The sequence below is a fragment of the Lacticaseibacillus thailandensis DSM 22698 = JCM 13996 genome, from assembly GCF_001312865.1.
Lineage (GTDB): Bacteria > Bacillota > Bacilli > Lactobacillales > Lactobacillaceae > Lacticaseibacillus > Lacticaseibacillus thailandensis.
Genome location: NZ_BBER01000007.1, coordinates 32,593 through 50,575 on the forward strand (window position 1 = coordinate 32,593; position 17,983 = coordinate 50,575).

Genomic DNA, 17,983 nt, shown 5'->3' on the forward strand with positions numbered 1-17,983 from the left:
TTGCGCACGACCGTAGTCGCGAGCAACATGCTCATCATCAATAGTAATTTTACTGCAACAGGTGGTGGGCCTGCAGGTACTGCTTCGCCACAACTGCAGCTTTGCGGTGCTTGACGGTCACCTGGTAGTTCATCTCCTGCATTTCCTTGGTCGAGATCTTGCCGGCAATCCGATTCAGGCTCTTCACAATGCCTGGGTGCGCCTTGGCAAAGCTGCTCCGCATTACCGGCGCACCCTGATACGGTGGGAAGAACGACTTGCTGTCACGCAACACGACCAGGTGGTACTTCCGAATCTGCGGGTCGGTGGTGTAAGCATCAGTCACGTCCAGGTTGCCGTTGGCCAAAGCTTCATATCGCAGCGACGGCTCCATCGTTTTGACGTTGGTGAAGTGCAGGCCATACGCCTGCTTCAAACCAGGATAACCGTCCTGTTGCTGGTAAAAGTCCGGGTCAAAGCCGGCACGCAACTGCGGGTACTTGGCTAGATCAGCGATGGTCTTCAGGTGGTACTGCCGCGCCGTCGCCTGGGTCACGGTCAACCCGTAACCGTTCTGGTAAGCCATCGGGCGCAGGTAGGTCAGGTGGTACTGCTGAGCCAGGGCAGTCTTAGCGTCATGGTACGCCGTTTGCGGATCGTGGCTGACCGCCTTGTTGGTTTTGACCAGCGACTGCATGACCGTCCCCGTAAATTCGGGGTAAATGTCGATTTGCTGCGACCGCAAGGCTTTGAACAGGAAGCTCGTGCCCCCAAAGTTGCGCTTGAGGACAACGTGCACGTGCGGATTATCCTGCTCGATCAACTGCTTGTACATGTTGATCAAAATCTCCGGTTCCCCACCCATCTTACCGGCAATGGTGATCGTAGTGGTCTTGGGGGTGACTACTTTGTGCACTCCGTACGCACCACCAATACCGACAGCTAGCACGACCACACCAATGGCCAGACGCTTAAAGGAGACGTGGGACAGGAGCTTAATCAGCGCACTGGCCACAATCGCCAACACCGCAGAAAGGATGGCCCCCACGAAGAGCGCGGAGTTGTTATTACTTTGAATCCCCAGCAGGATGTAGGTCCCCAAACCGCCGCCACCAATCAGGGCCGCCAGGGTCGCGGTCCCGATGATCATGACGACCCCGATGCGAATCCCCGATAAGATCATCGGCATGGCGAGGGGAATCTGCACGCGCATCAGCTTGTACCGCCGGGAGACGCCCATCGCGTCGGCCGCCTCAATCAGCAACGGGTCAATGTTAGTCAGCCCCGCGTACGTGTTTTGGAACACGGGCATGATGGCGTACAGAACCAGCGCGATGATAGCCGGCACCGTGCCGATCCCCACAAAGGGAATCAGTAACCCCAAAATCGCCAAGCTGGGAATTGTCTGGACGACGCTGGCAATTTGGAGGACAAACTCACCGGCTTTACGGTGGTTCATTAGGACGATTGCCAACGGAATTGCGATGATAATCGTGATAATCGTGGCAATCAGTGAGACTTCAATGTGCTGGCCCAGCGCGACCAGAATTTCGTGCGCGTTGGTTTGAGCGTAGTGAATAATTTCTTTAATCAATGGTACGGTCCTCCGTTCGTAGGCTAGCTAGGTACTTGAGCAGGTCCGCCCCCGTTAGCCGCCGGTCACCCGCAACAATGGCGGTTGCCGGCGCATCCTGGATCATCCCCGCCCAGGTAAAAATACTGGTCGTCAACGGCAAAACGGTCGCGTCATCGTTGGTAACAGGCTGGCCAAAGCCGGCGGCAACCACCTCGGCCAACGTCTGGTGCGTGCTAACGATGCCACGGAAGAAATCCTTGACGAAGGCATTGGCTGGCTGCCGCAAAATAGTGGCGGGCTCCCCCACCTGCTGTAAGACCCCGTTATGAATCACGGCCAAACGGTCGGCTAACCGCACCGCCTCGCGCATATCGTGGGTCACAAAGATGATCGTCGTCTCAACTTCGCGGTGCAGACGCAAAATCAGGTCCTGCAACTGCTCTTTGGACACGGGGTCCAGGGCCGAGAACGGCTCGTCCATTAACATTAGCTTGGGGTTACCAGCCAGGGCGCGCACGATGCCGACCCGCTGCGCTTCACCACCAGATAGTTCGTCCGGCTTCCGGCCGGTGTAGGTGGCTGGATCCAAGTCCACCACCTGGAGTAAGTAGTTAATGCGGTCGCGGATCTTATCCTTCGCCCACCCCAATGCTTCCAACTGCACAGCCGCGTTTTGCATCACGGTCATGTTCGGGAACAGGGCGCTCGACTGGAGGACGTAGCCGATGTGCTGCCGGAGGGTCTGCACGTTGCTAGTAGCCACGTCCTCCCCGTCAATCAGCACCTGGCCGGTTGTGGGTACAACTAGGCGGTTAACCATCTTCAGCAGCGTGGTTTTACCGCTACCCGATGGGCCCACCAACACGAACAGCTCCCGTGATTCGACCCGTAGATCCACGTTATCGAGGGCCACCGAGTCGGGGTACCGCTTGGTGATTGCTTTGAATTCTATCAACGATTCGTCCTCCTTCACACTGGTGCCGTGCCGTATCTTACTACGTTCACCGTCCAGTTGTTGCCTAGCGCTACCGCTTGCTGCGGAAGCGCTCATTGCAATACATAGTGTTATTATATCTTTTTTTGCCGATTGCAACGCATCAAATGTTCGCGTCATCTGCTTGGAAAATAACCGCGTCAAGCGAGTCAACTCCGCCATCTCGGCGGGTGACAACGCCGCCATGGCGTCAATTTCCGCCTGCGCCGCGGGAGCAATGACTTGCTGCGCGTAGGCCCGCCCTTTGGCTGTTAACCGCACCAATTTTCGGCGCCGGTCATGGGAATCCTCCGCCATTTCGGCGTAACCCTGCTGCCACAGCTTCTTGGTGATCGAACTGATGGTCTGCTTGGTTGCGGACAACCGGGCGCAGATATCGGCCTGCCGTTGACCAACCGGTGATTCCCACAGCATGTATAACACAAATTCCTCTTTGGTAGTCAACCCAAAGCTACGCGCATGCCGGTCAAAGAGTGCGAACTGTGTGTCGCGTAGATGCCGATACTCCTGTAAATACTGCAAAACTACTTGCTGATCCATATGTGCTCCTCGTATAATGTAAGACTGTCTGATGTCGGACTTAATGGTACAGTAATCGCCTAGCATTGTCAAACGCGCCATTATTAAAAACGACAGGACCCACAATAATAGTGGCGCCATGTCGTTTAAAACAACGTATAAATTTTTCATTGCTTGCTTCTCTGCCAGCTGTGCGCACAGCCCAACGTTGCGGAGTAACTCAACACTTACGTTGCCCGACAACGTTGCTTTCTCAATGTCACCATTGACCAAGCTTCTTAATTACACCAGCCGAATCAACGCTACCCCGGCAATCATGACGACCAACCCGGCCACTTGCACCCAGCCGACCAGATTACGCCGCGAACCAAGCCAACCAAACTCGTCAACCAGTAAGCTCCCGGTCATCAACCCGACCAGCACGATGACGACGGCGAGGCCGGTCCCAATCGTTGGCGCCAGGTAGGCATTGCCCAGCACGTACAGTGCCCCGATGAAACCGCCGAGCCACATCCACCAACGATGGACTGGCTTAGTCGCAGCGTATGTCAGGTGGGGGTGCAGCACTAGGACAATCACGGCGAGAATGAGTGTCCCCATGCTAAAGTTGACGAACGCCGATTTAATTGCGGAGCCCAATAGCACGCCGAGATGACCGTTGATGGCGGTTTGGCTGGCACTCAGCATCCCCGCAAACACGCCCCACAGCCGCCAAAGCCACAGCACCTTTTCATTCTGCTGACCATGGGTGGCACCGCCAAAGCTATTCGTGCGCCGCGCCACGAAGCCAGGTAACGCTACGGTTATCAACACACCGCCAACAACCAACAACGCCCCCAGGCCGCGCGTCAAGGTCAGCGCCTGCACGTTTGCGTGGAACCAACCAAAGTTATCAATCATTAACCCCATGATGATCTGCCCCAAAACGGGAAAAATCACGGTCTGTACACTACCAATCTTGGGAAACAGCAGAATGTTCGAGGTTAGATAGACCACCCCAAACAGGCCGCCAAGCCACAACCACCAGGCTCGTTGGCGATAAAACTGGGGTGAATACCTAACGTCGCGCCGCTAGCCAACGTGATCACAGCCAAAAAGAGCGTGCCCATGAGGAAGGACAAGAATGACGATAAAAATGGTGAGCCCACGGCTTCGCGCAACCGCGAGTTAATGCTAGTCTGCAGTGGCACACCGACGCCGATAGCCAGCCCAATAATAATGGGAATCATGGTTACCTCCTATTTGTTTGTCTCACTAATATTTTAGCTTACCACACAAAAAGCACCCCCAGGTGGGAGTGCTTTGCGTTTGCCAATTGTTGATCCGTAAATTAACGCTTGGAAAACTGACTAGCCTTACGGGCCTTCTTCAGACCTGGCTTTACGTTCCTCGATTTTATACGGTTTCACCGAGTTTCAAAGTCCCTTTATATCAACGTTTCTATTCACTCACTTTTATGGAATTTCACCGAGTTTTGAGCGTGACGCCCTAATTTGGTACAAAATGGGCATTTCGTAAAGCTACGATTAACGCAAAGCAAACGCACAAATGAACGTAAAGCAGGTTGTACCCAGACCTGCTTTTTTTTGTCCTCAAAATTCGTTTTAGTCAAGAACAAATCACTAAATATGGAGGAAATTACATTGATGAAAGCAGCCCGGCGAACTTCGATTTTCGCCGCATTAATTATGCTATTCATCCAACTCTTTGTCCCCGCCTCAATCGCCCTCGCCGCCAGTATGACCAACACCAAGGTCGCTGACTGGCGCAATACTTGGCATTTGCATTTGTTCAATGGCCTACATTGGACAGATGAAGGCATGTGGAAGAAGAAAGTGGATGGTAAGGTCGCCTTCTGCGTGGAGCACGGGGTCAACCTCGATATGAGCGGTTCCGGATACAACCCCAGCACTTACTCCGACGCTAAGAAGGATCAACTAGCCAAGATTGCTTACTATGGTTACTACCAGAACCCAACCAACCGCAACTACGCCGTAACCCAGATGATTATTTGGGAAACGCTCGGCGATTCGCTGCTCACCACACCAAACAAGACCTATCAGTCTGAAAAGAAAGCGATTCTCGATAAGGTCGCCGCGCATGATCGTAAGCCGTCCTTCAACGGTAAGCAGGTCACGCTAGCAGTTGGCGATTCAATCACCTTGACTGATACTAACGGACGGCTTGCAGCTTTCGCCCAGCAAACGGCGAACACCGCAAACCTCAAGATTACGAAGTCTGGCAACAAGCTCACGCTGACGGCCACTGCCCAGTCGAAGGAATCCGGCAAGGTGGCTTACGCGATTGCCAAAGCTGCTGACGTTGGTACCTCTTTCGTCTACACGAAAGGCTCACAACAAAAGCTCGTCAACTTCAAGCTGTCCAACAACGGCGAGTTCTCTCTACCTATTAAAGTTAATCTCAACGGTAACGTGAAAGCCAAGAAGGTTGACGCCGACACCAACAAGGCGCTACCGGTGCTAAGCTCAAGTTTGAATACAATGGCACCGCCAAGGAAATCACGACTGGCACTGACGGCTACGCTGCCTTGAACGGAATCAAAGCTGGCACCAAGATCAAGATCAGCGAAGTCACTGCTCCGAACGGCTACGTCAATAAAGGTGAACTCAAAGAAGTCACCATCGAACCCGGAAAGACCGTTGAAGTCGTTCTTGGCAACAAGGAGCAACTCGGTAATGTGACCCTCGCCAAGATTGGGCGTGAGTTCGGTAGCGACATGTTCAATGCCTACTACTCGCTTAATGGTGCCGTCTACGGCATTTACACCAGCACCGGCACACGGGTTGGCGCGATCACCACTGACGGCAATGGCAAAGGCACCTTGCAGAACCTCAAGCTCGGTAGCTACTACGCACTGGAAGAAAAAGCCCCTGCTGGCTATGTTCTGAACACGACCAAGCTGCCGTTTGAATTGAAGTATGCTGGTCAAACTGTCGCGGTCACTACTGCTCACGTCGATACGACTGATCAAGAACAACGCGGCACCGCCACCATCGAAAAAGTTAACGCTGTTACCGGTAAGCAGCCACAAGGTGCTGCCAGCCTTAACGGTGCTGTCTACGAACTCCACCGTGCAGCTGATGACAAGCTCGTGAAGTCGGTGACGATCGCCAACAACACAGCATCCGTTTCTGGCTTGGAGCTGGACGATTACTACTGGCAAGAGGTCAAGGCGCCGACTGGCTACGTGCTTGATCCGCAAAAGCACGCCTTCAAGTTGGCTTACGCTGGTCAGAACGTCACCACTGCAACTGCTACTACGACGGTCAAGGAACAAGTCATCACTGGTGATCTCGACTTGCTCAAGTACGGTAACTACGACTGGTCAACCCAAGGCAAAGGCACTAAGCCGGTCATGCTCAAGGACACCCAGTTCACCGTCACCAGCAAGACTACCGGTAAGGTTGTTCGTACCGGCCTCACCGATGCCCAAGGCTACGTGAAGTTCACGGATTTGCCTTACGACATCTACACCGTTACTGAAACCAAGACACCAACAGGCTACAACGGGATCAAGCCGTTCACTGTCACGGTTGACGGCACCCAAAAGTCCCAGCATTACAGCATCGAAAACAAGGTAATCGAAGAAAAACTGCGGGTGGTCAAGGTCGATACCGAAACTGGTAAGACCGTGCTGCGCGCTGGCGCAATCTTCCGTGTTAAGAACCTGCAAACCAACAAGTACGAAGTTCAGCCAACTGCTGATAAGACCGGTACGACTGATAAGTTTGTAACCGATAACTCCGGCGAGCTGATCACCGCCGAAGCGCTTGGCTACGGCAAGTACCAGCTCGAAGAAGTCCAAGCCCCAGAAAGCTATGTACTGGCTAAGGAACCAGCCAAGTTCACCATCGACGGTAGCCATAAGGACGGCATCGTGGTCATCAAGTTCGCTGACCTCTCCCAAAAGGGTGTCGCCACCTTGACCAAGACCGGGGCTACCCCAGTCGCCGTCGAAAAGGTTGAAACTGAATACGGCGATCAGTACAAGTTTAAGTACGATTACACCGCCCTCGCTGGTGCGAAGTTCGAGTTCAAAGCAGCCGAAGATATTACGACTGCTGACGGCACCGTTCGTGCCCACAAGGGTGACGTGGTTGCTACTGGCACCACTGACGCTCAAGGCCAAATCCAGACCCAGAGCTGTACCTCGCAAGTACACTGCCACTGAATTGTCTGCGCCAAATGGTTTCATCATGAACCTGATCCGATCGCTTTTGAACTCAAGTATGCCGGGCAAGAAGTGACGGTGACCTCCACCTCACTTGAAGCCAAGAACGACTTTCAACAACTCGACATCACGCTCAACAAGCAAGAAGAAAGCATCGCCGGTTGGAAAGACAACCTCCCAGTTATCAGGAACGTCGCAGCCAACGGCCAGATCTTCGGCTTGTTCACGCAAGGCGAAACCACAATCGGCGATACTGTGATCCCATCTGAATCACTCGTCGCCACCACGACGGTCAAAGACGGTAAGGCTGAATTTGGCTCGATTCAGTTGCCAGAAGGCTACTACTACGTCAAGGAACTTGTTGCTGGTGAGAAGCACGACTTGAACACGACTATGTATGGCTTTCATTTCCACACCACCGACAACGAGAAGATCAAGCACATTGACCTCAATGACGGCAAGGTGATCGACAACAAGCTCCACGAAAACGAACTGTCATTCAAGAAGACCAATGAGGTTTCGACATTAGTTTCTGGTAAGAGCTACACCTACGCCATGACCGGTAATGCTGCTGGCGCGGTTTTTGAACTGCTCGACGCTGACAAAAAGGTGATTCAGACTATCACCGTCGGCAAAGATTCCACTGGTTCCATCAAGCATCTGCCCGTAGGCACGTTCTACTTGCGCGAAACCAAGCCTTCTGCACCAACCTTGTCTTATCGAAGGAAACCCTCAAGCTCGTGTCTACTAAGGACGGCGTGACGGTTTTCGATAGCAAGGAAAAGCAGATTGGGGAGACCAAGGCTGACGCCAAGGAAACCGCGATTGCCTTTGAACTGACCAACGACTTGATCAAGGGCACGGGCGAACTGACCAAGACCGACGTTTCTAACGGCAAGCGGCTACCCAACACCGGCATCCGCATTCTGGACGAAAACGGCAAGACGGTTGTGTCTGGCCGCACCGACAAGAACGGGGTCTTCTCCTTTGGCAATCTGCCTGCTGGCAAGTACAGCTTCCAAGAATACGATGCACCCAAGGGCTACGAAATTAGTGAAGCCCTCGTGCCATTCGAGATCACTAAGGATGGCGAAATCGTGAAGGCCGTCATGACCGACAAGCAGACACCTAAGCCTGGCCTCCCACAAACCGGTAACGCGACGTCCGGCTGGCTCATCGTCATCGGTGTAGTGCTGCTGCTCGGCGTCCTCGCTGCAATGGTTGTGATCGGTGGTGCCAAGAAGAAAGACGGCAAGTAACATGCGCATTTCTTCTATCAATATGTACCCTGATCCCGGTGGCGACGTACTGCTCCATGGCGACATCGTACTGGATCATGTGCTCATCTTGAAAAACGTGAAGCTCATCGAAGGTCAGTATCGCTGGTATATCCAGTTTCCACGATACGCTGATGGTCGCACGGTTCACCCAATTTCCAAGTCGTTTTACGACTACCTACTTCAACAACTAACCGAATACTATCACCAAGCCACAGCCGAGTAGCCCCACTACCCGGCTTTTTGAATACGAAAGGAAGGCTACAACATGGAACTTAAATTTGTTGCACCAAATATTGAAAAGACGTTCGGCCACCTGTACTTCGGTTCGCTCAAGCGCGAACTGTCAGAAGGTGATCGCGACAATCGCAAGGTTGTCTCCCGCACTTACGAATTGTTCTCCGACTTGCAGCGTACCGACAACATCGAGATCACCATTCCAGCGAAGAAAGGTGACAAGGCCGAAAGCATTGAAGTTGATGCACCAGTCACCATCATCAAGCCGCGCATTGCGACCGTCGGCTACCGGATCGGTGAACAAGCCTTTGTGCGCTACATCTGCAATGCCGATGATATTGTCCCAGTCAAATAAAAGAAAAGAGGAACTCACATGCGATTAGCAGAAGGCATCGTTATTGACTTAGAAGAAACCTTTGGCGTCTTGAAATTCTCCGGCCAGCGCCGTGAACGCTTTGTACAAGACGAAGACGGCAACCGCACCGACGACGTAAAGGAACGCACCTATGACTTAAAGTCCATGAAACAAGATGATGATCCAAGTTTCAATTCCGGCAGAGGCTGGGGTCAAGGACTTTAAGTACAACCAGATTGTTACTTTGGTCGACCCAGTGATTGATACTGTGGCAAACGCGAACTTCAACCGAGTTGAAACTTCGTGGTACATGAAAGCCAAGGATCTCGTGATTGCCACCGCACCGGTCAAGCCGCAGGAGAAGCCAAACACCAATGACAAGAAATAGCTGCTCATTGCTCCACTCCTCGCGCGCGCCGCCCACTGCGGCGGTTGCTTACCACTAACGAAAGGAGTTGATCACAGATGATGACTTCCACATTGACCGTAGTTGGTCGTGAAGTGTTCATCGACGACTATAACGAAGAAATCGACAACGACTACCGCCTTGACCCAGACGAGATCCTGCAAGACATGGTGGAGCTCATGGAAGAAAGCCCTGAATCCTACCAGCACTTGCATATCGACAGCGAACAGACCAACGACGGCATGAATAAGCTGTTCTCGTTCACTTCATACGAATGTGAAGATGGCTTGCGGCTCTCGTATCTGGGCGTCAGCGATGAATGAAAGGACTGATGACATGGCACAAGCACTAAGCATTGACGGCTTTTTGGAGGACTATCCCGCACTAGTTGACCCTGACTTTCACGATCCTAGCCCAGACGCTTTGATCGATATGGTACTGATGGCTGCCGAACAGGCAACTGCCGGCGAACCGTTTTCCATTTGGGTAGACGGCGAATGTACCCGCAATCATGAATCCAAAGAGTTCAGCTTCAACATCGACACCGAAGATCGACAACCCGCTATCAAATATTTAGGAGTGAAATAGATGAAAGACCCCGATTACGAGCTTTTACGCGACATTCGCTTAGTCAACATGAAGCAGTATTACAAGGACTACTTCGGGCTGCTAGCCTTACCCGAGCACGAGGAAACTCTCGGCAGTTTGCTTGAGCCAGTTATTGAAGGTGCCGCGGAAGCATTAGAACATGATTTTGACACTTACAACGTTGGAGTGGGCTTCAATATTGATATGTATGGTGTGCAAACGCCACCTCACTGTTTTAACTTTGAAATCTATGCTGACAATGCACACAACCTAACTATCGTTTATGCCGGTTGCCAAACTGAATTTCCTGACGGATCAGATAACGAATGAAAGGAGAGCACGATGCAGCAATTAGAGATTATTGGTCTTTATGAATTTCTGAACCAATACTACGGAACGTCCACCCGTTACTCCCCACCCGCAGACTATCTCATTACGGGGCTTTTCTGTCGCGCCAAACGTGCACGACGTACAGGACAGCCATTTATCAAACAAACTCGCGATGCAGAGTTCACAATTCACGGTAACGATGAACTTTTTGTATTTTCGCTGCATGAAAATCGTCATCGGATAACCGTCAAATACGAACCGTGGATTACGCCAAGGCGTCCGCTGCAAGGGATTCGCTTTGAAAATGTGGACGTCTTCTTGAATGCTTATAACTCTGTTATTCTCCCAAAAGCTTGCACTAGACTTACAAAGGGCGGGCCATTGGGGGAACTGCTACATGAAATTGCTGAGTGTCAGCTATACCGTGAAAATGGATTCGTTCTCACAATGCCTGTCGAAGATGTCCGTCATCACCGAGATGACGCCCGCTTTTACTTTTCACTTGAGCCGATAATCAACGGTGTAGCTTTTCAGTTTGTAAATGTCTATGTTTAAGAACATTTGGACCTATCGCGGTACACGGGTCTATCCGCGTCAACGCAACCTGCTCTACAACACGGCGATGACGGTTGTGGTTTGCTTGTGGGTAATTGGAGCTGCGATTGCCTATTGGCCGCTATTAAGACAAATCAACTGGAAACTCTTTAGTTGGCCGGACGTGGTGGCCTTGCCTTGGTCATGGCTGCCGCTGATTATTAACAGTTTATGCACAGCACTACTCTTTGGCGTTGGTCTGTGGGCTTATCGGACTTGGTTTGCGGATTCCTACAAGCAGATGGAACACCGCCAAAAGCTCGCCCGCATGATCATGGAGAACAAATGGTACCAAACTGACCAGTCCAACAGCGAGAGTTTCTTCAAGGACTTAGGCTCAACGCGAACCAAAGAGAAAATCTCGCACTTTCCCAAAATCTACTATCGGCTCAAAGACGGGCTGATCCACGTTTCCGTTGAGATCGTCATGTCTTCCTATCAAGACCAGCTCCTGCACTTGGAAAAGAAGTTAGAGGCTGGTCTGTACTGTGAACTTGTTGACAAGATCCTGCACGATTCTTACGTCGAGTACACCTTGCTTTACGACACAATCGGCAAGCGTATCACCATTGCTGACGTGACCTGTGAACATGGCTCCATGCAGCTCATGGAAACGGTGGCTTGGCACTATGATGCGCTGCCCCACATGCTGATTGCTGGCGGGACCGGTGGTGGTAAGACCTACTTCATTTTGACGCTGATTGAAGCACTACTGAAAGACGGTGCCCAGCTCACCATTCTTGACCCGAAAAACGCTGACCTAGCCGATCTGGCTGATGTGATGCCAGGGGTCTACTCGAAGAAGGAGGCTATGCTGGGTGCACTTGAAACCTTCTATCAGGACATGATGGCGCGTAACGACAAAATGAAGCAAATGGACGGATACAAGACCGGCGAGAACTACGCCTATCTTGGACTACCCGCCCACTTCCTAATTTTTGACGAATATGTTGCCTTCATGGATATGCTTGGCCGTGATGCCATGCAAGTCATGTCCAAGCTCAAACAGATTGTCATGCTTGGCCGTCAAGCCGGCTTCTTCCTAGTGTTGGCTTGCCAACGGCCTGACGCAAAATATTTAGGCGACGGGATAAGAGATCAGTTCATGTTCCGCGTTGCGCTTGGGCGCATGAGTGAGCTGGGCTATTCCATGATGTTCGGCGAAACCAACAAGGACTTTTTCCAGAAACCAATTAAGGGACGTGGCTATGTCGATACCGGCGGCAGCGTGATCTCTGAATTTTACACGCCACTAGTACCGCGCGGTTATGACTTCCTCACCGAAATCGGCGCCGCAGCCAATACCGTTCCTGCAATCCAAATAGAACAGGAGGTGCCAAATGAGCACTGATGTCAAAATCGAAAACCGCTCGCAATTCCTCAACGACTTTCACGAAAACGTGCCTTTCCAGTCTGATGAAGACGCGGAAGACCAACTCGAATGGATGGCAATGCACGCCCGCGAATACCCGGATTCACGAATCTGGATGGGCGCTCCCGGCGGCCTGACCGCTGACCGTTTTCCGAAGCGCTTTTGGTTCAACGTCACCACTGCCGACGACGGTGGCTTGATCATGACTTACACCAACGTCGCAGATGAAGGTGACGAGGAGTAGGTCTATGGTAATCCGATCTCGTTCACCAGATCTAATGCAGCATCGCAGGTGGCTTCATAAGTGACGTTTTCACTGTATACGTAGGCCACTCGGTACTTTTCCCAGCGCTGTTTCAATAGCACAGACCCTCGCAATGTTGTAATGATTTCTGCGTATCGCGGCAACAGTGCTTCTGAACCACGAAGCTCGGCCGTCGCGTGCAATGCATCCTTTAAGACTTTGAAATCAATATTCTGCCGTTGCACCTTATCGAACAGATACAAGTCGTAGAAGTCTTTCATACGCGAATTAAGTTCTTGCCGCACAACCATAGATTCAAGTTTCTCGGCAAGAATGGTCTCCATATTATAGGCCATAACCAGAATATCTTGATCATTAAAAATTGTACGATGATGCCATGAAATTTCGCGGGGCGTGATCGTGTCCCCCGTTGAAACATCGATCTTCGTATCTACGACGCTGTTGTAGATTTTTGCTTCAATATGAATGCGGAACCCAGCGTATTCTGCGGCGACACGAATATCGTCAATCTTAGCAATTCTGATTGTTACGTCGCTATCTGGCTCGTTCATATCAGCGATGTTCGTAAACACTTTGAGGATTTCCTCTTTTGTTACCGGCAAGCCTTTGACCGAGGTATCAACGTCACGAGTTGCCCGGGTATCGACACCTAGCATTGACGCAATTAAAAAAACCGCCTTTGAGAATCAAGTTATCCCGGTAAGGCGAACGAGAAATACGATCTACAATCTCGTCTAACGCCACCTCTTGCATCAATATTTGGGGATCAATCTGCTTTTCTTTGGCAAGATTACGCACTTTGGCCTTGAACTGTTGTCCATTTGAAAAACCTAGTTTCACAGTAGTACCTCCATGTAGTTGTTGATTTTTTTTCTAACTTTAAACAAATCTGCATAACGTACCAGCCGTCCAATATCTTTTTGCTTTAGCTGCGAATAGCTAATCATTGCTTGACGAATAGTTTCCGAATCTGATGAATCACGCGCTCGTAAAATATCACAGAGGGTTCGCTCAATATTGTAGACCCGTACCTTGTGCTGCCCCGGAGACAGCACTTCCTCAATTCCTAGCTCGTGCCATTCTGACTTTTGATGATACATCCGAACTGGGAATTCACCGATTGAGCTTGGGTAGTAGCCGCGCGGAAAATTCATTTGGTAGCGATCCGGTGTCCTATCAATCATGTGATGCAAAAAGAGTGCAGTGTCTTTGTAATAGATACCTTTGCTAAACCGATATTGAAGGATATACATGTCGTCCTCAAATATCGCTGGGTCAATGTACACTCCGCGCCCCACTCGTTCCAACTTGCCACGGTTTGCAAGATCAATGAGCAGATGCGGATTAACCCCAAGCCTTTTAGCGTCTGCGGTTGTCACTTGACCATTATTTTGTTTCATAAATGCTTCGATTAAATCTGACATTAAGCTCACCTCACGTTTCAAACGTCATTATAGCATAAGATGACGTTTGAAACGTGAATCCGCAAATACGAAAGGAGAATCTATGAGAATTCCGGTAATCAATAATCAAAGCCGCTTTCAGGAAGACTATGCTGACACGATTATAGCTGGAACGCCCGAGGACGCCGAAGACGCCTTGCTGGAAATGTGCGATTACATTGAGCCTTATGAAGACGGAGATCACTGGCTCGAACTAGTCGGTGATCGCACCATCTCGGGCAAGCCCGTCTACTTCTGGTTCACAGCCACCATGACACAAACTGGCATGCAGCTCACCTATCATAGCTGGGCGCATCATTACTAATCAGCTACACGCCGTCGTCAAGACAAAACCTTTGAAAGGAGCAAGTCAATGACTACCCATTCTGTTCAGCAAGGCTGCACCCTGCCGCCACGCGCGGCGTGCAGCGCGAAAGCCGCAAGCGTGAGTGGCAGCGGTCGGCGCCAGCCGACCGCTTACCCCCAGTACTCTAACAGGGGGGTATTAAATACAACGTCTGTGCCTGAACACGGGGTAGAAAGGCTGATATGACGGCGTTTCAATAGAAAAAGGCAAAATGATGGATGGCAACCCCAATCCATCATTTTTTTGAAAGGAGCATTGCCATGTGCTCATGGCATGAAAAAAACTAAAACCAAACGCAAGCAACTCAAGCTGACCCAAGCTCAAGTCGCTCGACGCTTAGGTGTCACGCGGATGCATTACGTCCAAGTGGAGAACGGCAAGACTAACCCTAGCTCATCGCTGCAAATGGAAATCGACCGGCTACTCAAGAACTGGAACGATGAACCAGAACTAACGCTGATGTTTGACTACATGCGCGTGCGGTTCCCGACCCATGACGCCAAGGCCGTGATCACAAAGATTCTCGGTTTGACCCCAGAACACCTGATATTTGAGGAACACGGCTTCTACGGCTATTCGGCCATGTATATCTTCTCTAACATTCAGGTCATGGTGGCACCGGTTGGCTCCAACCTCGGCACATTGGTTGAGATGAAAGGTCAAGGCTGCCGTGAGTTTGAGGGTATTCTGCTTAGTCACGGTGAGACTGGTACGACTACTTCCTGCGGGTCGATGAAGCTGGTGGCACCTTCAAACGGGTCGATATTGCGATTAACGACATGGTTGGCCTGCTGAATATCCCCGAACTGGTCGATAAGTGTCTGAACAACGAGTGTATCTCCGTCATGCGGTCATTCCAAGGACTGCAATCAGGCAAACTCGTGGATCTCGACGAAGCTGGTCGCGGCAATACGCTTTACGTCGGCACGATGAAAAGCGACGTGTATTTCTGCATCTACGAAAAGGCTGCCGAACAAGCGGCAAAACGTGGCATCTCGATTGCCGACACCCCAATCATCAACCGATTTGAAATTCGCTTGAAAAACGAGCGGGCAATCAAGGCGATTGAGAACATGCTGATTACCCGTGACGCCGAAAAGGTCGCGTTTGGCATCATCACCCGCTACATGCGCTTCGTGGATGAAGTCCCAGATAAAAGCCGTTTGAAGTGGCCGCTCAACGATCGTTGGGCATACTTCCTTGGCAAGGGACGGCAACCGATTCGCTTGACTACTGATCCCCAGCCCTTTGACCTGAACAAGACCAAGGCGTGGCTCCAAAAACAAGTCATGCCCACGCTCAAGGTCATCAAGGAAATTGACAACTACTTCGGCACGACTGACTTGCAGCTCATGATTAAAGACGCCGAACTGACCGACAAGCATCTTAAGCTGATTGAGCAACAGACGGTCGGCAGCGAGGAACTAGGAGGTGACATGTTTGGTCAATGACGTGATGGCTTCCCACCCGCTACGAGGCAAAGCATTCAAAGACTGTGTACTGAACGTGTACGTCTACAACGCCGCGCTAGTCGGTGTCGTCGAGCATAAGAAGTACCGCCGTATCTGCGACATGAATAGTTTTGGCTTCACGGCACAAGACTACATCGCTTGGCGGCACCAGCAACAAGAACACCCGGCGGCTCTGATTGGCCGGGATGGGCGTGCCTTGAACTACGGGGAGCTGCGCCGACTGCTTTATCAAACTGCCGAAGAATCGGGTTGGCCGGTCTTCACGTCACCGGTGGAAGACCTTTTTTTTCGATTAACCGACTTGGTCGCGATTGACCGCGCCAAAACAATCGCAATTCAAAAAGGAGTGATGGTCACAAATTCAACTAAAGGAGTATCAATGCAATCGAAATAGACGTCATCTACAATCGCGAGTGTCTGAAAGGCATGGCGGACTTACCGACAGCTCTATCGACATGATCCTGTGCGACTTGCCGTATGGCACCACAGCCAACGCTTGGGACAAGGTGATTCCGTTTGAACACCTCTGGGGTCAATACGAACGGCTCATCAAGCCTCAAGGCGCCATCGTGCTCACCGCAACTGAACGGTTCTCTGCGGACTTAGTACAATCAAACCCAGCCTTGTATCGCTACAAGTGGGTCTGGATCAAAAATACTGTCACCAACTTCATCAACGCTAAGAACCGTCCGCTATCCCGGTTCGAGGAGATTCTCGTCTTCTCTAAATCGGGCACGGCCAACTTTGGTAACTACCCTGATACCAAAGGCATGAATTATTTTCCCCAAGGACTGCTCCCCTATAACAAAACCGTCAACTCGCGTAAGTATGAGAGCTCAAACCAGTTGCACCCGTGGAACGCCCCTGATAGCTACACGCAAGAGTGGACGAACTACCCGTCTGACGTGCTCAACTACAAGTCCGATCGCACCGGCTGGCACCCGACACAAAAGCCCGTCGATCTTTTTGCCTACCTCATCAAGACTTACACCCAGCCCGGCGAAATCGTGCTGGATAACTGTATGGGGTCTGGCACCACCGCAATCGCGGCAATGGACACTGACCGCCATTTCATCGGCTATGAAATCAGCGAGGAATACTGGCGGCGTGCCCTTGATCGCATCAAGCACCACCACACAACTCAAACCGAGCTTTTCTGATTCGTTACCCGGTGATCCGGTCGCTGCTGACCGCGCCAAAACAGCGGCAATTTTGAAAGGAGCCCTGGTCACAAAACTAAAAATTAAAGGATGATTATTATGAATTTCGGACAAAACTTGTTTAACTGGTTCACTTCAAACGCCCAGAGTCTGGTGTTGATGGCGATTGCCATTATCGGGGTCTACCTCGGCTTCAAGAGAGAGTTCTCTAAGCTCATCGGTTTTCTCGTCATCGCAATCATTGCCGTCGGGTTGGTGTTCAACACCGCCGGGGTCAAAGACGTACTGCTGAACTTGTTCAACCGCGTCATGGGGGCTTAATATGGCTGCTGAATTTCGCGTTTGGATTGCCAATCTTGGTAAGTACAACGAAGGCGAATCTGTCGGTGCATGGTTCGAGCCACCGATAAACTGGGACGACATGGCCGAACAAATCGGCCTGAACGAACAGTACGAAGAATACGCGATTCACGATTACGAAGCGCCATTCCCAGTTTCCGAATATGACAGTATCGACCATATCAATGCGATGGGTGCCGCTTTAGAGCAGCTCAACAATTCCGAACTCGGTGATGTTATAGAGGAACTGCTAGACGCACGCTTTGATGACGTGATCGAGCTAGCCGCGCATATTGACGATTTTGTGCACTACCAAGTCGATTCTATGCAGGATCTGGCAATCATGCTGGTACAAGACGGCGATTACTGCGGCGAAGTGCCAGAGGCAATCCAGTCGTATGTCGATTACCAACGACTGGCCGATGACCTCGAAGCTGACGGTCAGTACATTACTACTAAGAACGGCATCTACGAATATCTGAACTAGTCACTGGGGCTGGCGCTGCAAAAGGCGCCAGC

General features: G+C 51.2%; 23 protein-coding genes and 3 pseudogenes. 19 read left to right on the forward strand and 7 right to left on the reverse strand.

Going from position 1 to position 17,983, the window contains the following annotated elements:
• Positions 1-49: 49 nt before the first annotated feature.
• From JCM13996_RS08475 to JCM13996_RS12535, 4 genes and pseudogenes are all read right to left on the reverse strand, one after another.
• The gene (locus JCM13996_RS08475; protein WP_054750805.1) at positions 50-1,573 is read right to left on the reverse strand and encodes an ABC transporter permease/substrate-binding protein; all 1,524 of its coding nucleotides are present in this window, start codon (positions 1,571-1,573) and stop codon (positions 50-52) included.
• Entirely contained in the window at positions 1,566-3,089 is a 1,524-nt protein-coding gene (locus JCM13996_RS10555) for an ATP-binding cassette domain-containing protein (RefSeq protein ID WP_162205207.1), read from the reverse strand. Before JCM13996_RS10555 ends, JCM13996_RS08475 begins: the two co-directional genes overlap by 8 nt.
• A 261-nt stretch (positions 3,090-3,350) precedes the next feature.
• Positions 3,351-3,755: a DMT family transporter gene (locus JCM13996_RS12970; protein WP_369395709.1), complete on the reverse strand. Its 405-nt coding sequence runs from the start codon at positions 3,753-3,755 to the stop codon at positions 3,351-3,353.
• Positions 3,756-3,935: 180 nt separating this feature from the next.
• Positions 3,936-4,297: pseudogene (locus JCM13996_RS12535) on the reverse strand (DMT family transporter); the annotation flags it as partial.
• Between the two features lie 417 nt (positions 4,298-4,714).
• Between JCM13996_RS12535 and JCM13996_RS13225 the strand changes: the two are divergent.
• The 13 genes and pseudogenes from JCM13996_RS13225 to JCM13996_RS08535 all read left to right on the forward strand — a co-directional run bounded on the left by JCM13996_RS13225 (position 4,715) and on the right by JCM13996_RS08535 (position 12,663).
• The gene (locus JCM13996_RS13225) at positions 4,715-5,620 is read left to right on the forward strand and encodes a thioester domain-containing protein (protein WP_225353559.1); all 906 of its coding nucleotides are present in this window, start codon (positions 4,715-4,717) and stop codon (positions 5,618-5,620) included.
• Positions 5,587-7,260, forward strand: a complete 1,674-nt coding sequence (locus JCM13996_RS13230) for an MSCRAMM family protein (RefSeq protein ID WP_225353560.1) — start codon at positions 5,587-5,589, stop codon at positions 7,258-7,260. Before JCM13996_RS13225 ends, JCM13996_RS13230 begins: the two co-directional genes overlap by 34 nt.
• Positions 7,261-7,338: 78 nt before the next feature.
• Positions 7,339-8,022: an MSCRAMM family protein gene (locus tag JCM13996_RS13235; protein WP_225353551.1), complete on the forward strand. Its 684-nt coding sequence runs from the start codon at positions 7,339-7,341 to the stop codon at positions 8,020-8,022.
• Positions 8,001-8,519, forward strand: a complete 519-nt coding sequence (locus JCM13996_RS13240) for an MSCRAMM family protein (protein WP_225353552.1) — start codon at positions 8,001-8,003, stop codon at positions 8,517-8,519. The genes JCM13996_RS13235 and JCM13996_RS13240 overlap by 22 nt, the downstream gene beginning before the upstream one ends.
• A 1-nt stretch (position 8,520) precedes the next feature.
• Entirely contained in the window at positions 8,521-8,763 is a 243-nt protein-coding gene (locus JCM13996_RS08495) for a hypothetical protein (protein WP_019864322.1), read from the forward strand.
• Between the two features lie 42 nt (positions 8,764-8,805).
• Positions 8,806-9,129, forward strand: coding sequence for a DUF961 family protein (locus tag JCM13996_RS08500; RefSeq protein ID WP_003606404.1), 324 nt, complete (start codon positions 8,806-8,808; stop codon positions 9,127-9,129).
• Between the two features lie 18 nt (positions 9,130-9,147).
• A pseudogene (locus JCM13996_RS08505) lies at positions 9,148-9,517 on the forward strand (YdcP family protein).
• A gap of 77 nt (positions 9,518-9,594) precedes the next feature.
• Positions 9,595-9,858 carry a hypothetical protein gene (locus JCM13996_RS08510; RefSeq protein ID WP_054750806.1) on the forward strand — a complete coding sequence of 88 codons (264 nt, stop codon included), beginning with the start codon at positions 9,595-9,597 and terminating at the stop codon, positions 9,856-9,858.
• 13 nt (positions 9,859-9,871) lie between these two features.
• Positions 9,872-10,123: a hypothetical protein gene (locus tag JCM13996_RS08515; RefSeq protein ID WP_054750823.1), complete on the forward strand. Its 252-nt coding sequence runs from the start codon at positions 9,872-9,874 to the stop codon at positions 10,121-10,123.
• Complete coding sequence (locus JCM13996_RS08520) at positions 10,124-10,453, forward strand: hypothetical protein (RefSeq protein WP_054750807.1); 330 nt, start codon at positions 10,124-10,126, stop codon at positions 10,451-10,453.
• Positions 10,454-10,465: 12 nt separating this feature from the next.
• Positions 10,466-11,008 (forward strand): hypothetical protein, encoded by a 543-nt coding sequence (locus JCM13996_RS08525; RefSeq protein ID WP_054750808.1) that lies wholly within the window; start codon positions 10,466-10,468, stop codon positions 11,006-11,008.
• Positions 11,001-12,398 carry an FtsK/SpoIIIE domain-containing protein gene (locus JCM13996_RS08530; protein ID WP_054750809.1) on the forward strand — a complete coding sequence of 466 codons (1,398 nt, stop codon included), beginning with the start codon at positions 11,001-11,003 and terminating at the stop codon, positions 12,396-12,398. The genes JCM13996_RS08525 and JCM13996_RS08530 overlap by 8 nt, the downstream gene beginning before the upstream one ends.
• Entirely contained in the window at positions 12,388-12,663 is a 276-nt protein-coding gene (locus JCM13996_RS08535) for a hypothetical protein (RefSeq protein WP_054750810.1), read from the forward strand. Before JCM13996_RS08530 ends, JCM13996_RS08535 begins: the two co-directional genes overlap by 11 nt.
• A 2-nt stretch (positions 12,664-12,665) precedes the next feature.
• On the opposite strand, the gene JCM13996_RS08540 is transcribed toward JCM13996_RS08535, so the two are convergent.
• From JCM13996_RS08540 to JCM13996_RS08545, 3 genes are read right to left on the reverse strand one after another with little or no spacing between them, the layout of a single operon-like run.
• Positions 12,666-13,340, reverse strand: a complete 675-nt coding sequence (locus JCM13996_RS08540; protein WP_225353553.1) for a nucleotidyl transferase AbiEii/AbiGii toxin family protein — start codon at positions 13,338-13,340, stop codon at positions 12,666-12,668.
• Positions 13,309-13,524 (reverse strand): hypothetical protein, encoded by a 216-nt coding sequence (locus JCM13996_RS11980; protein WP_225353554.1) that lies wholly within the window; start codon positions 13,522-13,524, stop codon positions 13,309-13,311. The genes JCM13996_RS08540 and JCM13996_RS11980 overlap by 32 nt, the downstream gene beginning before the upstream one ends.
• Entirely contained in the window at positions 13,521-14,108 is a 588-nt protein-coding gene (locus JCM13996_RS08545; protein ID WP_082383902.1) for a type IV toxin-antitoxin system AbiEi family antitoxin domain-containing protein, read from the reverse strand. Before JCM13996_RS08545 ends, JCM13996_RS11980 begins: the two co-directional genes overlap by 4 nt.
• An 82-nt stretch (positions 14,109-14,190) precedes the next feature.
• Between JCM13996_RS08545 and JCM13996_RS08550 the strand changes: the two genes are divergently transcribed.
• From JCM13996_RS08550 to JCM13996_RS08575, 6 genes and pseudogenes are all read left to right on the forward strand, one after another.
• On the forward strand, positions 14,191-14,451 hold the full coding sequence (locus JCM13996_RS08550) for a hypothetical protein (protein ID WP_054750812.1): 261 nt from the start codon (positions 14,191-14,193) through the stop codon (positions 14,449-14,451).
• Between the two features lie 302 nt (positions 14,452-14,753).
• Positions 14,754-15,944: pseudogene (locus JCM13996_RS12980) on the forward strand (replication initiation factor domain-containing protein).
• Positions 15,934-16,359: a hypothetical protein gene (locus JCM13996_RS08560; protein WP_225353556.1), complete on the forward strand. Its 426-nt coding sequence runs from the start codon at positions 15,934-15,936 to the stop codon at positions 16,357-16,359. Before JCM13996_RS12980 ends, JCM13996_RS08560 begins: the two are co-directional and overlap by 11 nt.
• A 19-nt stretch (positions 16,360-16,378) precedes the next feature.
• Positions 16,379-17,125 carry a DNA-methyltransferase gene (locus tag JCM13996_RS08565; protein ID WP_225353557.1) on the forward strand — a complete coding sequence of 249 codons (747 nt, stop codon included), beginning with the start codon at positions 16,379-16,381 and terminating at the stop codon, positions 17,123-17,125.
• A 99-nt stretch (positions 17,126-17,224) separates the two neighbouring features.
• Positions 17,225-17,446, forward strand: a complete 222-nt coding sequence (locus JCM13996_RS08570) for a hypothetical protein (protein ID WP_003606383.1) — start codon at positions 17,225-17,227, stop codon at positions 17,444-17,446.
• A 1-nt stretch (position 17,447) separates the two neighbouring features.
• Positions 17,448-17,951, forward strand: a complete 504-nt coding sequence (locus JCM13996_RS08575; protein ID WP_054750814.1) for an antirestriction protein ArdA — start codon at positions 17,448-17,450, stop codon at positions 17,949-17,951.
• Positions 17,952-17,983 lie beyond the last annotated feature (32 nt).